Annotated in this window: 17 protein-coding genes and 1 pseudogene; 10 read left to right on the top strand and 8 right to left on the bottom strand. The window is 66.5% G+C overall.

Features of this window, described 5'->3' with window-relative positions; all coding sequences use genetic code 11:
- Positions 1-52: 52 nt before the first annotated feature.
- Positions 53-1,549, top strand: coding sequence for an FAD-dependent tricarballylate dehydrogenase TcuA (gene tcuA / locus AB0H86_RS07635; RefSeq protein WP_362434187.1), 1,497 nt, complete (start codon positions 53-55; stop codon positions 1,547-1,549).
- Positions 1,550-1,752: 203 nt separating this feature from the next.
- Here tcuA and AB0H86_RS07630 read toward each other — a convergent pair whose 3' ends face one another.
- Positions 1,753-2,274 (bottom strand): MarR family transcriptional regulator, encoded by a 522-nt coding sequence (locus AB0H86_RS07630; RefSeq protein ID WP_358998120.1) that lies wholly within the window; start codon positions 2,272-2,274, stop codon positions 1,753-1,755.
- A gap of 75 nt (positions 2,275-2,349) precedes the next feature.
- Here AB0H86_RS07630 and AB0H86_RS07625 point away from each other — a divergent pair, with 75 nt between their 5' ends.
- Together AB0H86_RS07625 and AB0H86_RS07620 are read left to right on the top strand one after the other, a co-directional pair.
- The gene (locus AB0H86_RS07625) at positions 2,350-2,859 is read left to right on the top strand and encodes a flavin reductase family protein (protein ID WP_362434185.1); all 510 of its coding nucleotides are present in this window, start codon (positions 2,350-2,352) and stop codon (positions 2,857-2,859) included.
- 124 nt (positions 2,860-2,983) lie between these two features.
- Positions 2,984-3,355 carry a hypothetical protein gene (locus tag AB0H86_RS07620; protein ID WP_362434183.1) on the top strand — a complete coding sequence of 124 codons (372 nt, stop codon included), beginning with the start codon at positions 2,984-2,986 and terminating at the stop codon, positions 3,353-3,355.
- A gap of 2 nt (positions 3,356-3,357) precedes the next feature.
- On the opposite strand, the gene AB0H86_RS07615 is transcribed toward AB0H86_RS07620, so the two are convergent.
- Positions 3,358-4,122, bottom strand: coding sequence for an IS5 family transposase (locus AB0H86_RS07615; RefSeq protein ID WP_362434180.1), 765 nt, complete (start codon positions 4,120-4,122; stop codon positions 3,358-3,360).
- A 119-nt stretch (positions 4,123-4,241) separates the two neighbouring features.
- On the opposite strand from AB0H86_RS07615, the gene AB0H86_RS07610 reads away from it, so the two are divergent.
- Entirely contained in the window at positions 4,242-5,201 is a 960-nt protein-coding gene (locus tag AB0H86_RS07610; protein WP_362435229.1) for a DUF1152 domain-containing protein, read from the top strand.
- Between the two features lie 316 nt (positions 5,202-5,517).
- On the opposite strand, the gene AB0H86_RS07605 is transcribed toward AB0H86_RS07610, so the two are convergent.
- Complete coding sequence (locus AB0H86_RS07605; protein ID WP_362434177.1) at positions 5,518-5,796, bottom strand: hypothetical protein; 279 nt, start codon at positions 5,794-5,796, stop codon at positions 5,518-5,520.
- A 311-nt stretch (positions 5,797-6,107) separates the two neighbouring features.
- On the opposite strand from AB0H86_RS07605, the pseudogene AB0H86_RS07600 reads away from it, so the two are divergent.
- Positions 6,108-6,757: pseudogene (locus AB0H86_RS07600) on the top strand (Ku protein); the annotation flags it as partial.
- 32 nt (positions 6,758-6,789) lie between these two features.
- Here the strand turns inward: AB0H86_RS07600 and AB0H86_RS07595 are convergent.
- From AB0H86_RS07595 to AB0H86_RS07585, 3 genes are all read right to left on the bottom strand, one after another.
- A protein-coding gene (locus AB0H86_RS07595; protein ID WP_362435226.1) for an IS5 family transposase occupies positions 6,790-7,619 on the bottom strand; the annotation gives its coding sequence in 2 pieces (ribosomal slippage) (positions 6,790-7,292 and positions 7,292-7,619; 831 coding nt in all).
- Between the two features lie 67 nt (positions 7,620-7,686).
- Positions 7,687-7,923, bottom strand: a complete 237-nt coding sequence (locus AB0H86_RS07590) for a DUF6233 domain-containing protein (protein ID WP_362435223.1) — start codon at positions 7,921-7,923, stop codon at positions 7,687-7,689.
- Between the two features lie 249 nt (positions 7,924-8,172).
- Complete coding sequence (locus tag AB0H86_RS07585) at positions 8,173-8,799, bottom strand: hypothetical protein (protein WP_362434175.1); 627 nt, start codon at positions 8,797-8,799, stop codon at positions 8,173-8,175.
- A gap of 554 nt (positions 8,800-9,353) precedes the next feature.
- On the opposite strand from AB0H86_RS07585, the gene AB0H86_RS07580 reads away from it, so the two are divergent.
- From AB0H86_RS07580 to AB0H86_RS07565, 4 genes are all read left to right on the top strand, one after another.
- Complete coding sequence (locus tag AB0H86_RS07580; RefSeq protein WP_362434172.1) at positions 9,354-9,629, top strand: SUKH-4 family immunity protein; 276 nt, start codon at positions 9,354-9,356, stop codon at positions 9,627-9,629.
- A 236-nt stretch (positions 9,630-9,865) separates the two neighbouring features.
- On the top strand, positions 9,866-10,150 hold the full coding sequence (locus AB0H86_RS07575) for a hypothetical protein (RefSeq protein WP_362434169.1): 285 nt from the start codon (positions 9,866-9,868) through the stop codon (positions 10,148-10,150).
- A gap of 92 nt (positions 10,151-10,242) precedes the next feature.
- Positions 10,243-10,857, top strand: a complete 615-nt coding sequence (locus AB0H86_RS07570) for a transposase (protein WP_362435220.1) — start codon at positions 10,243-10,245, stop codon at positions 10,855-10,857.
- Between the two features lie 56 nt (positions 10,858-10,913).
- Positions 10,914-11,705: a class I SAM-dependent methyltransferase gene (locus tag AB0H86_RS07565; protein ID WP_362434167.1), complete on the top strand. Its 792-nt coding sequence runs from the start codon at positions 10,914-10,916 to the stop codon at positions 11,703-11,705.
- On the opposite strand, the gene AB0H86_RS07560 is transcribed toward AB0H86_RS07565, so the two are convergent.
- Positions 11,672-11,905, bottom strand: a complete 234-nt coding sequence (locus tag AB0H86_RS07560) for a helix-turn-helix domain-containing protein (protein ID WP_362434165.1) — start codon at positions 11,903-11,905, stop codon at positions 11,672-11,674. The genes AB0H86_RS07565 and AB0H86_RS07560 overlap by 34 nt on opposite strands.
- 143 nt (positions 11,906-12,048) lie before the next feature.
- On the opposite strand from AB0H86_RS07560, the gene AB0H86_RS07555 reads away from it, so the two are divergent.
- Entirely contained in the window at positions 12,049-12,597 is a 549-nt protein-coding gene (locus AB0H86_RS07555) for a hypothetical protein (RefSeq protein ID WP_362434163.1), read from the top strand.
- Positions 12,598-12,859: 262 nt separating this feature from the next.
- On the opposite strand, the gene AB0H86_RS07550 is transcribed toward AB0H86_RS07555, so the two are convergent.
- On the bottom strand, positions 12,860-13,003 hold the full coding sequence (locus AB0H86_RS07550) for a hypothetical protein (RefSeq protein WP_362434161.1): 144 nt from the start codon (positions 13,001-13,003) through the stop codon (positions 12,860-12,862).
- Between the last annotated feature and the right edge of the window lie 49 nt (positions 13,004-13,052).

Genomic DNA, 13,052 nt, shown 5'->3' with positions numbered 1-13,052 from the left:
CTCACCCCCGGCCAACACGTACCTGTGCAGAGTCATGGGTCAAGGAGGAGCAGTGACGAAAACACGTACGCCCACCATCGTCGTTGCCGGCGCCGGTCTGACCGGGCTCTCCGCGGCGGTCTCCGCCCGCGAGGCAGGCGCCCGCGTTGTGCTGCTGGAAAAGGGAAGCCGCCGGGACGTCGGCGGGAACGCCGCGTTTTCCGGCGGGCTGTTTCTGTTCTGCTATGACGGACCGGACGATCTGACATCGATCACGCAGGACTTCGAGCCGGGCATGAAGGCCGCCCGGATCGAGGCACCGCCCTACACCCGTCAAGCGTTCGTGGCCGAACTGATGGCGATGAGCGGCGGCCGAGCCGAGCCGCGACTGGTCGACAAGCTCGCCGAACGGTCGTTGGACACGGTCGGATGGCTGGCCGCGAAAGGCGTCCGGTTCACCTTCAACCGAACGCTGGGGGCCGAGGTCCGCGACGGTGTCCTGCACATTCCACCGGGTCAGGTCCTGACGTGCACCGGCGAGGGAATGTCCCGCGGGTTCGAGGTGATCCGTCCCCTGCTCGCGCACGCGGAGCGGATCGGCGTCGAGATCCGCTGGTCCACGCCACTGGCGGAGGTACTGCACAGTGAGGGCAGGGTCACGGGTGTCGCGGTCGGCGACGGCGGCCAGACCGTGCCCGGCGACGCCGTGGTCGTTGCCACCGGCGGCTTCCAGGCCAGCCGTGACCTGCGCCGCGAGCATCTCGGGCCCCAGTGGGAGACGGTGCGCCTGCGCGGCACCCGGCTTGCCACGGGCGACGGGATCCAGGCCGCACTTCGCGCCGGCGCGGACAAGGCCGGGACCTGGTCACGCTGCCATTCGGCCGCGGTCGACCCGACCATGCCCTCACCGGAGAGCAGCGCGGCCGCACCGCCGTTCCCGCTGCACGGCTTCTGGCTCGGCGTCCTTGTCAACCGTGACGGCGAGCGGTTCGTCGACGAGGGCCCCGGCCCGTGGGTCAGGAACTACTCGAAGATGGGCAAGGCGATCATGCGTCAGCCCGGGCGCGAGGCCTTCGAGATCTTCGACCAGCGGACCGCGGCTCGGGTCGCCGATGAGTTCGCCGGTTCGGCGGTGCCCATCGTCGCGGAAACGGTCCCGGAGCTCGCCGAGCGGATCGGGGTGCCCCTCGACCGGTTGGCGCGCACGCTCGCGACGTTCAACGACGCCTGCCCGCCCGGTGACGACATGAGCGAGGATCGCGGCACGGCCGACATCACGCCGCCCAAGTCCCGCTGGGCTTCGCCCCTCGACCGGCCGCCGTTCGTCGTCTACCACGCCGTCGCGGGGCTCACCTTCACCTTCGGCGGAATCCGGATCGACCCGGACGGGCGGGCACTCGGAACGGACGGGGCGCCGGTGCCCGGTCTGTACGCGGCCGGTGAGGCTGTCGGTGGTCTGTTCTACGGCGACTATCCCGGTGGCGCTGCCCTCATGCGCGCCGCGGTGTTCGGCCGTGCGGCCGGACGCACGGCCGCGACCGAAACCACGCCGGCGCATCACTCGGCCTGAGGTGCGCGACTTCCGCATCTCCGGCCTCAAGCCGACGAGCTCCCGCTGCCGGAGCCGGAATCGCAGAGGCGGGCCGTCGTCCACGACACACCGGCCGGACGGCGGCCTGGCCGGTCAGCGCCTGGGGCCTGTCCGGCGGATCAAGTCGCAGGAGAGCGACGGTGCCAGACCCCGCGTCAGCGGCACGATCCGCCGGGCAGGCCCTAATCCTCGCGGCGGTCCATGTCCCGGAGTTCGTTCTCCACTGCGAGTGCGGCCTCCCGCAGGCGGCGGTCGGCGGCGACGATGTCGTCCCGCCCGAGCATGGCGTTCAGCGTGTCGCTGATCTTGAGGACCTCGTCGCTCATCTCGCCCAAGGCGGTCATGCCTGCCTCGGTGACCTGGAGCGAGAGTGCCCGCTCGCTCTCCGGATGTGTGTCACGGGCCACGAAGCCACGGTTCTCCAGCTGGGTGACGATCCGCGTCATGGTCTGCGGGCGCGCGTAGCAGCGGCGTGACAGCTGAGCCAGGCTGAGGTGAGGCTGGTTGGCCAGGATCCGCAGCGCGGTGTAACTGGACAGCGTCATCTTCCACGGACGCAGTCGCGTGTTGCCGATCCTGGTGACCGCCCGCTCGAACCGAAAGACAGCGTCGATCATCGAGGACGCCTCGTCCATACCGGCGGTGGCTCCAGCCGGCGACCGACCGTCGTCGAACGGGTTGATGTAGGGCAGTTCGCTTGTCACCCATGCAGCATAGGGCCTGTCCGCCGGAACATAAGCATGCTTGCATAGTAGTAAGCATGCTTATAGAATATCAGCATGCTTACATCAGTCGAATCTCAGCATCCAGGCCCCGACGCTGCGCGCTTTCGGAGCGTCCTCGGGCACTTCCCCAGCGGCATCACCGCTATTACTTCGCGCGACGCGCAGGGCGGGCCGGTCGGCATGACCGTCGCGTCCTTCACCTCGGTCTCGCTCGACCCTCCGCTTGTGGCGTTCCTGCCCGGCAAGACATCGTCGACGTTCCCGGTCATCGCCGAGCGCGGCACCTTCTGCGTGAACATCCTCGCCACCGACCAAGAGCGGATCTGCCGCGCTCTGTCGGTGTCGGGAGGTGACAAGTTCGCCGAGGTGACCTGGCACCCCGGGCCGCACGGAGAACCGGTCATCGACGGCGTCGTCGCCTGGATCGGCTGCACGATCGAAGCCGTGCACGACGCCGGTGACCACTACATAGTCATCGGACGCGTCGACGACCTCGACGCCGACAGTACGGCGTCACCCCTGCTGTTCTTCCAAAGCCGCTACAACCACCTCGTATCCGCCTGATCGGTGAGCACGCCGCAGACCCACCCGGCTGCGCGAGGCGGCGGACGGTTGCGTCAGTGAGCCCATTCCAACTTCAGGCAACTGCTGATCAGCGCTGTGTCATGGGCATCTGATAGACCCGGCTATGACGTTCTTGGCGGTGGTCGAGGGTGATGCGGGCGGATGGCACGTCGATCGGGATGCGCTGACCGAGGCGATCCGTGCTCGGTGGGCTGAGGTCGAGATCGATTCGTCGCACCGTAGTGAAGTACGCAGTCTCATCTGGGGGTTCGAAACGCGGAACGGCCCGGGTGAGGCGTATCTGCACGAGGACGGTACCTGCCTGAACATGGACGTTTGGGAAGAGGACGCGATCTGGTTGGCGATCGCCTTCCGTAGGCTGACACCCATGCACCTTGACCTGGTGTTCTGCGATGAGGGCTACACGTTCGACGTGCGTCTGCCAACCGGGACCACCGAGGCCGTACTGATGGCCCTGGTGAATGCTGCGGGCTGAGCTCAGAGAGTAGTGGCGAGGTGGAGGACCAGTACGGCCTTCAGGGTGTCGGTGATACGGGTCGTGCTGCACCGGAGCTTCCGCAGCAGGCGCCACTGCTTCAGGGCAGCCATGGCCTGCTCGCCCAACGCGCGGATACGCGCATGGGACAGGTTGACGGCTCGCTGACCTGTGGAAAGCCGCTCCCACCTGCCACGGAAAGGCACCCGGACGGTCCCACCGGCACCCTGGTAGCCCTTGTCCGCCCAGCAGGCCAAGCCCGCGTCGGCGAGGGCGTCGATAATGCCATGCGTGCGGGCGGCCTTGAGGTCGTGGACAGCGCCGGGCAGGGTCGGCGAGGCCCACAGCAATCGGCCATGCGGATCGGCGATGACCTGCACGTTCATGCCGTGCTTCCTGTGCTTCCCGGAGTAGAACGGGCGGTCGGCGGCGATCCGGTCGATTGGCAGCAGCGTCCCGTCGAGGATCACGAACGTCTTGCGTTCCGCCGTCTTCACCGCGGCAGCCAGGTCCGGGGCGAGCGCTGCAAGAACGTCGACGGCCTCGGCAATGTACCGGTAGGCGGTGGTGGTGCCGACACCGAACCCAGTCGCGAGCTGGGCATAGGTGTGCCCGCACCGCAGGTGGGCCAGCGCCAGCAGGGCCTGGTGGTCGGCGCTCAGACGTCGCCAGCGGGTGCCGCGCCGCCGGCGGTGGGCCCGCAGCTGAGCTGACAGAAAGCGCAGGGTTGAGCTGGACACGTCGATCCCCGACGGATAGACAAGCATGCGACGACTCTGGTGGAGACGGTTCTCTTGGTCGAAAACCCATCTACCAGGGGCTTCACTGCGCTGTCAGCCCAACTGGCCATCGCAAGCCCGAGGTTGGAAAAGGCTCAATGATCGGCATGACGTCTCTCCACTCCAACCCACTTTTCACTCGGCTTGCCGATGCCGAACGGATCCTCGTCGCGGGCGCGGGTGGCGGATTCGACATCTACTCCGGCCTGCCGTTGGCTCTTTCCCATCTGCATCAGGGCAAGCAGGTGTATCTCGCGAACCTCTCCTTCAGCGCACTCGGGGGTCTTCCGATCGACGGCTGGGTCGCCCCCGACCTGGTCGCGATCACTCCCGACTCTGCTTTGCACCAGAGCTATTTCCCCGAGCGGACCCTTGCTCAGTGGCTGCGCCGGCACGGCTACCCCTTTGCCGTGTACGCCTTCCCCCAGACCGGGGTACGTCCGCTGCGCGCCGCCTACCAAGCACTGATCGAGCTGCACTGCGTCGACGCAGTGGTGCTGGTTGACGGCGGTACGGACATTCTGTTGTGCGGTGACGAAGCCGGGCTCGGCACTCCGGAAGAGGATCTGGCCAGCGTGGCGGCACTGGCCGCGCTGGACGGTATACCGACCCGCCTCGTCGTCTCAGTCGGCTTCGGTGTGGACGCGTACCACGGCGTAAACCATGTGCAGGTATTGGAGAATATCGCCGCGCTGGAGCGCGACGGCGCGTACCTCGGCGCGTTCTCGATACCGCGCGCCACCCGTGAGGGCGCTCTCTACCTTGACGCGGTGACACACGCTCAGCACCACACCCCGGAGCACCCCAGCATCGTGAACGGTTCAATCGCGGCAGCCGTGCGCGGCTCGTTCGGCGACGTCCGGTTCACTGATCGCACCCTGGGCAACGAGTTGTTCGTGAACCCACTGATGTCCCTGTATTTCGCCTTCGACCTGCCGGGCCTGGCAGCCCGCTGCCTCTACCTGGATCGGATCGAGGACACCCACCTGATGCGCCAAGTCCATTCGCGAATCGCCGAGTTCCGCGAATCCATACGCACTCGCCCACCCCGCCGCTTCCCGCACTAGTGACCAGGCCGACTGCGCACACTGCCCAGTGACATCGCTGCGTCCGCCAGGAAGGAGGCCATAGTCAGCGAGCATTCAGCGGCACCACAAGTTCTCGGGGCTGTGAGTCATCGCGCCGGCGCCCGCAGAAGTTCTCAGGCCCCCCGTCTTCACCCGACCGAGTAGGAGAGCTGGTTCCTGAGCCCCGATGCTGCGGGCTGTCTTGGACGAAGCCGCGGTCGAACCCGCAGCGTCCATGGCCTGACATCAGGGCACGGTCCTCCCACACTCGATGCGCTGGCCGCGACAACGGCCCATGCTGTGTCGACTGTTGAGGCTAGGCGTCGGCACCAAGGTCCTTGCGCATGGCATCCCGAAGGGCCTGGTAGGCCTTGTCGTAACGCAACCGGCCCGCGACGTACTCATCGCTGTCCCGACTGAAACCATCGGCGACGAGGTCGCGCAGGTCGCGGAGCCGTCGGAACGAGTCATCTGCCGGCCCGACGATGAAGCGAGGTGCACAGATCGATACTTCGTAGCGCAGAGCCGTGCACGCCTCGAACGCTTCCCATACGGCGCGCCTGCGCTGGTCTGGTTCCGGTTCGGGCTCTCGCACGGCGACGCGGCAGGCGTGTCGAGCCGTTGCCAGCGCGGTCAGGTAGGAGACGTAGAGGGAGCGGCGGGTTTCGGTGTGCTGGTCGCCTCGCTCTCTCCTCCATCGGCGATGGTCCAGGAGCCCGGCTGACGCTGTAGCGATTCCACCTCCCACTACGGTGCTAGCCAACGAGATCCATTCCATCGGCACCCCCCGAGAGCTGAGCTGTTCGGCGTTCTAGCGTGCTCCTGGGTCGTGCGCTGCGTCGAGGTGACGGTGCCGGTGTCTGCTTTCAGGCTAGGTCGTCTTCGGGGCTCATGCGGAGGTCGGCCATGCCCCGAACCATCTGGAGCGGCGCGATCAGCTTTGGCCTGGTCACGGTACACATCCACGTGGCGAGTGCTACGAGAATCACAGCATCCAGTTCCCCCAGTACCACCTTCAGGACATGGGCCAGGTGCGGGTGAAGAAGGTGTGCGAGATTGAGGACCGCGAGGTCAGCCAGTCGGAGATCGGCAAAGGCTACGAGTACGCCAAGGGCCAGGTCGTCCCCATCTCCTACGCGGAACTGCGGGCGCTTCCGCTGCCGACGGCGAAAGCGATCGAGATCCAGGCGTTCGTCCCGCTGGAGTCCGTCGCCCCGATCCAGATCGGTGAGGGCTACTGCCTGGTCCCCGACGGCCAGGTAGCGGCGAAACCGTACAAGCTGCTCGTGCAGGCTTTGGGCCGCTCGTCGAAGGTGGCCGTCGCGAAGTACGCGTGGTCCGGGCGCGGGGGCTTGGGCCTGCTCCGGGTGCGCGACAACGTGATCGTCCTGCATGCGATGCGCTGGCCGGAAGAGATCCGCGACCCCGCCGAACTGCTGCCTCCGCCGACGGAGGTCACAGAGGAGGAGATCGACGGCGCTCTCGCCCTGATGGAATCGATGAGCCGCGACGACCTTGAAGGCTCAGAGTTCGAGGACGCCTACACCGACACCATCAGCCGCGATCCGCCTAGGTTCTGTCTCTTTGGTCAGCGTCGGGTCCAGATGAGAATGCCGGCGAGGTGGAGCGCGGCCTGGTAGGCGATGGCGAGCTTGTCCGTTCGGGTAGCCAGGCCGCGCCACTGCTTGAGGCGGTTGATGCAGCGTTCGACGGTGTTCCGCTGCTTGTACGCCTCGCGGTCGAAGCCTGGCGGGCGACCGCCGTGACGGCCTCGCCGTTGGCGGTGGCCGATCTGGTCGGACGGCTGCGGGATGACCGTGCGGATTCCTCGGCGCCGCAGATGGGCCCTGATGGCGCGTGAGGAGTAAGCGCGGTCGGCCAAGACAGCCTCGGGCCTGGTCCGGGGCCGGCCCGGGCCGGTGCGTGGCACGCGGATAAGGGCCATCACCCTTTCGAAGGTGGGTGCGTCACCGGCCTGGCCTGCGGTGAGCGTGAAGGCCAAGGGCCGTGTACGGCCGTCCGCGGCCAGGTGAACCTTGGTGCTCAGGCCTCCGCGGGAACGTCCGAGTGCGTGATCGGCCGGCTCACAGCGTCCTGCCGCCCCCTTTTGAGTGCCCCGGCGGCGTGCTGGTGGGCCCGGACGACAGTGGAGTCCACCGACACGGTCCAGTCGATGTCGTCGTCGGAGTCCGCCGCGGCCAGGACGGAGGCCAGGATCCGTTCCCAGGTGCCGTCGACAGCCGATCTGATCAGGCGCTTGTGGGCGGTCTGGAACGAGCCGAGCTCGTCGTGCAGGTCTCGCCAGGGCGAGTTGGTGCGGTACTTCCACGCGATGGCTTCCAGGGTGCGGCGGTGATTGGCCCACCGTCGTCCACGGACCGGATCGGCCGGCATCAGCGGCTCGATCCGGTCCCACATCGCATCAGTGATCACTAACCGGACAGACACATCCGATCAACTGACCAACCGATCAAAGAGACACGCTCTAGCCCTTCACGATCCCGAGGGTCTTGTCGGGTCGGCAGTGCTGGCAGGGGTGGTGGAAACCGCGGTCTTTGATGAGCGCGTACTGGGCTTTGGTCGCGTCGAGAGTGGTAACCGGCCGGCTGATCTTGGGGCAGTCGGCAGCGTGGATGGTGACTCCGACGGCCGGCCCGGCCTTGCGCTCCTGCTCGGTGACGTAGCCGCCGGTCGTCCGCGCCTGCTGCTCGACTGCTTCGATCTAGCGGCGGGTGTCGAGCAGTTGCCAGTCGAGCCATTGCTCCAGGGTGCGGAGTTTGGAGAGGCGCTCAGCAGGCGGCAGGTCGGATCTGTGTTCGATTGTGGGCGGGTCCCGGCTGCCTGCCATCCTGGGGACGTGTTGACCTCTGACACGAGATCTTGACCGCGTGCCAAGTGATCTTGACGGCCAGTAGGTTTCTGCCACCGGCGATGGTTGTTCAGCGGCGTCCGGCCCCGCCGGCGGTCGTCGCTAGCTGCCTGAGGGGTGCAATGCGGGACGGGTGAACAGGTGTGCGTGCTGTACCCCGGCCTTGCGTAGTTCGTCTGCCACGATGCGCAGCGCGGTGCGGGCCATGTGCGGAAACATCCCGCCCTTGCAGTCCATCCATACGCGGGGGACCGTGTCGTCGACGGCGACGTAGTTGGGGCTGTAGAGGTCGGTGTCGGCCATGACATCGTCGGCCTCCTCCGGCGAGAGTTCGCGGCCGTCCTCGAGCACGCACCCCAGGCGGCGTTCCGCGGCGGTGAGCGCCGCGACCGCACGGGCCGGGTCGTTCGACTCGACGGCGATCTCCCAGTGTTGTTGAAACATATCGCCGTTGCCCCCCAAGATACGCAGCGCGCCCGGGTCTACCGTGATGCCGCCCGGCTCGCTCTCCGAGACCACGGCCCGACGCATCCAGAATGCGCTTTGGTCGGTTTCCAGGCATGCCTCGGCCACGTGCCAAAGCATCAGCGGGCCGGAACCGCCAACCGCCTCCTCGAACAGGCTGCGTGCGCGATCCCAGTCCCCCGAGTCCAGGGCCTGGCAACCGCGTCTGAAAGCGATCTCGGCAGGGTGATCGACGGATGGCAGGCGGGAGTCATTAGTATCCACAACCCATACCTACCACCCAGGACATACGGTCAATGATCTGCCGAATCAACCGGCAGCGCCGACACGAACCCGACCGGTCGAACTCGCCTGGCAAATGGTCAATATCACCTGTCAGAGGACAGCGGCACTGCGGGTACAGCTGGTTGCTGCACAGGGCCACGCTGTCTGCGGCCGCTGCGGCCGCGGAGGCGGGCACGAAGGCGATGGGTGGATCAGTACTGAACTTGATTGGGTGATGTCGGGACCTGCCGCCCAGCATGAGTCGCCCGTCTCGCGGGCCTGTGGGTGTTGCCGGGCAGTCCGTCGGGAGAGGATCCTCCCGTGAGCCAGTCCCTGCCGCAGTTGCCGAAGCCCGAGTTCGTCCTGATTGCCGTCGAGGCCCCGCCCGAGGTGCCCACTCAGATCGCTGTCGATCTCGGGGAGACCGGCATCCCAGGCGGGTTGATCGGATACGAGTACCGGCCGCTGAGCCAGCCGGTGTACTTCGGGGGAATCGGTGAGCGGGGCTGGTCGCCATCGCGACGAGTGGCCTGTTCGGACGTATCGCCGTCGACGTGGCCAGTGGTCACGTGGTGCAGATTCCCAAGATCGAGTCAACGACGGCAAGTCACGTGAACAGAGACCTCAACTCCTTCAACCGATGCGTCGCGGCCGTGATCGCACGCTTCCCGTTCTATGCAGAGGGCGACGAGGAGAGGTGCGAGGAGGTCGCGGAAGAGCTGCGCGATCTCGTCCTAGGTATCGACGAGACCGCTCTCGTGCACAACGGGTTCTGGGAGACCTTCTGCGACGACGTGGCGATCGGGGACTACGTCGACTGGGACGCATGATGGCTCTTCGAAATTGGTGGGGTTTGAGCGCCGGACGGGGTTCCACTGTGGACCCTGACAACTGCGGCCCCCGGGCGCGGCGGTCGATGGCCGCCGACCGCAGCTGGTGTGGGCCAAGCGCCGCTGGCGCTGCGACGAGCTGGCGTGCCGGGCGTCGCTCGTTCACCGAGTCGGTCCCGCCAGTACCGCCACGTAAGCGGCTAACCACATGATTACGGACTGCGGCCGGGGCGGCGGTGGCCGATCAGGACCGCAAGGTCGTCCAGGCGGCCCGCGACTATGTGCTCTCCTGGCCGGTCGTTGCGGCGGCGTTCACCAGTCACGCCCGGGCGGTGCTGCCGGCCCAGCCCGATCCGGTGCAGGCGCTCGGTATCGACGCGATCCGCCGAGGCCGGCCGAGATGGATCCCCGACGAGGCCACCGGGATCTGGCAGACCGCTGTGGACCGTCGGCACGTCGGCTTCGTCGACCTGTCCGGCAAGCAGGACCTGCTCGGGCAGGTCGAAGGCCGCACCGCCTAGGACCTGTCCGGCCGATCAAGTCGCAGGAAATCGGCGGTGCGTGCCACACCCCGCGTCTGCGGCATGATCGGCCGGACAGGTCCTAGGCGGTCATCGACTGGCTGGCCGACCGCGACCAAGCCTGGCGCGACGCAGTCCAGTACGTCGCGATCGACATGTGCACGATCTTCAAGTCGGCGATCCGCCGGGTCCTGCCGCAGGCCACCCTGGGCGTGGACCACTTCCACCTGGTGCAGCTGGCGAACCAGACCCTCACCGAGGTCCGCCGCCGGGTCACCGTGACCCACCGCGGCCGGCGCGGCCGCAAGGGCAACCGCGAGTGCCTCGACGAGCTGTCCAACCTGCCCAGGATGATCGGCGCGCCGATCACCGTTGCGTGGAACGCCAAGAAAGACCTCCTGGACCTGCTTGCCACCGCCCGGACCCGCCCAGACCGGGAACAGGTCCGCGATCTGCTGTACCGGCTCTACCGCCGAACCGTCGAGACATGGTGGCCAGAGATCCTTGCGTTCCTGCACACTGGGATCACCAACGCCGGCTCCGAAGGCACCAACCGGGTCATCAAGACCATCGCCCGCGACGCCTACGGCTCCGCAACCCCGGCAACCAGCGCTTACGCACCCGCTGCGCGACCACCCGTCGAGCCCGTGGACACCTCGATGCCCGCTAATTTCGTTGAGCCCGCACCCTGCAATCGTGTTGGCTAGCGGCACCGAACTGTCAGTACCGCAGGTGTCCGCTTGGCTGTAGCAGGGAGTTGAACGTGCAGGACATTGTTGTCGACCCCGTTGCCCACAATCGGGCAGCCTGGGACAAGTGTGTCCAAGAGGGCAACGAGTGGTCGAGGCCGGTGAGCGCTGAGGATGTCGAGCGCGCCCGCATGGGCGACTGGTCGATTGTTCTCATCGGGCGTGAGCCAGTCGACCGCTCCTGGCTGCCGACGGACCTGACCGGCAAGGACGTGTTGTGCCTGGCCTCCGGCGGTGGCCAGCAGGGTCCGATCCTCGCCGCCGCAGGGGCGCGGGTCACCGTATTCGACAACTCACCTCTTCAGCTCGGCCAGGACCAGATGGTGGCGGCGCGCGACGGACTCGAGCTGTGCACCGTCCTAGGCGACATGCGCGACCTCAGCGCCTTCGGCGACGCAACATTCGACGTCGTATTCCATCCGGTCTCTAACCTATTCGTACCAGACTTGGCACCGGTGTGGCGTGAGTGCTTCCGCGTCCTGCGACCGGGCGGAACCCTGCTCGTGGGCTTCCTCAACCCTGATGTGTACTTGTTCGACCACGAGGCGCTCGACGAGCGCGGCGAGCTGATCGTCGTGCACAAGCTGCCCTACAGCGATGTCACGCAGTACTCCGCCGAGGAACGCGCCACGAAGTTCGGCGCGGATGCCCCTCTTGAATACAGCCACACCCTCACCGACCAGATCGGCGGGCAACTCGCCGCGGGGTTCGTCCTCACCGGCTTCGCGGAAGCGCCGCACCAGTCCAACGCATCCGCTCAATACATGTCGAACTATTTTGCGACGCTGGCGGTCAAGCCGGGCTGACCCTGCGACAAAACCCCGGCCTCGCCGCGCTCGCGCCAAGCCCGGCGCCATCGCTCCACCGACCGCTCGCTCACCCGCAGAGCTGCAGCGACCCCACGGTTCGTCTCCCCGCCCTCGATGCGGACGACAGCCTGCAATCGGATCTGCCCCCGCGCGGCCCTCTCGGCGTCGGTCAGCCCACCACCCTGCGTGTATCTCACCACCCAGGAGCTACCGGAGCCGGCAGGCCGCTGTCAGGCAAACCGTCCCGACATCACTCAATCAGGTTCAGTAGCGTGCCGCCGCTGCGCCAGTGGGACACTGGGACATGGGAAATCAGGGGGACGAAACACCGTTTTGGTCTATGGCTGGGCGCATTGCAACTATCGGCGGCATTTTGGCATTGATTGGCGTGCCGTCGCTGTTGGCGCTGTTCGGTGGGAATGACGATCAGGATGGCGCCTCGTCGGCGACGCCGACACCGAGCACTAGTGAGGTGGCCAGTTCCAATGCGCCGAATCCTGCCTCATCTTCGCCGTCGAAGAGCCCAAGTCCTTCTCGATCCGCTGGCTTGGTGATCAATCTGTCTGTTGATGCGACTTACCGGCCAGGCAAGGACAAGGTGTACGCCTGCGAAGAGATCCAAGTCTTCTGCGTCCCGGTAGAGAACTCGGTGTACACGCTGGAAGGCATCGAGCAAAGAAGTGGCTGCCACCTGTCATGGCGGCTCTATGCCGGCCGTGAGCTGTTCGAACAGGGCGCCATTCAGTACTGCGGCACAGACACGATCTACCTTGGGCGTAAACCGATGTACCCCGGCACTTATTACCTGGAAGTCGACGTCGAACTTGACGACGGCACAAGAGGGTCGACCAGGTACAAGTTCTCTGCGTACCCGCGCCCCTCGAACTGACCGCAATGCCTCGCAAGCTCCAGCCGAAGTGCTCGCCCAGCTGCGCGCCGACCGGTTTGCGAAACGGGGGATGCCGGCCTTCGAGCAGGAGTGGGCGGCGGGGCTGGAGGAGTCGCGCAGCACGTTCTCCCTCGCCGGGCCTCTCGGGGTCGTGGCCGTACGGGTTCTCGATGCCCGTCTTCTTGGGCATCGCACCCAGCCGCGTGGTCACCTTGGGACGCTCAGGTTCGACCGATGGATCGCGGTCGCGGTGTGGCCTGGATCAGCAGTGTTCTCGAGCACCGTTGGCGTACAGATTGCCATCCCAGACCCAGCCGAACTTTTCGCCTTCGGGCGCATAGCCGAATGACCAGGTGTTGCCGGACTCATTGCTGATGTAGCACCAGTAGACGAACTTCTCGTTCACATCAAGGGACCAGCGCACGGAACAGGTGGCATGCGGGCCGGAGCGGACC

Source organism: Streptomyces sp. NPDC050997 (genome assembly GCF_040660135.1).
In the GTDB taxonomy this organism is placed as follows: domain Bacteria; phylum Actinomycetota; class Actinomycetes; order Streptomycetales; family Streptomycetaceae; genus Streptomyces.
The sequence above is the reverse complement of the archived record's forward strand: the minus strand, read 5'-3'. Positions and strand labels throughout refer to the sequence as shown.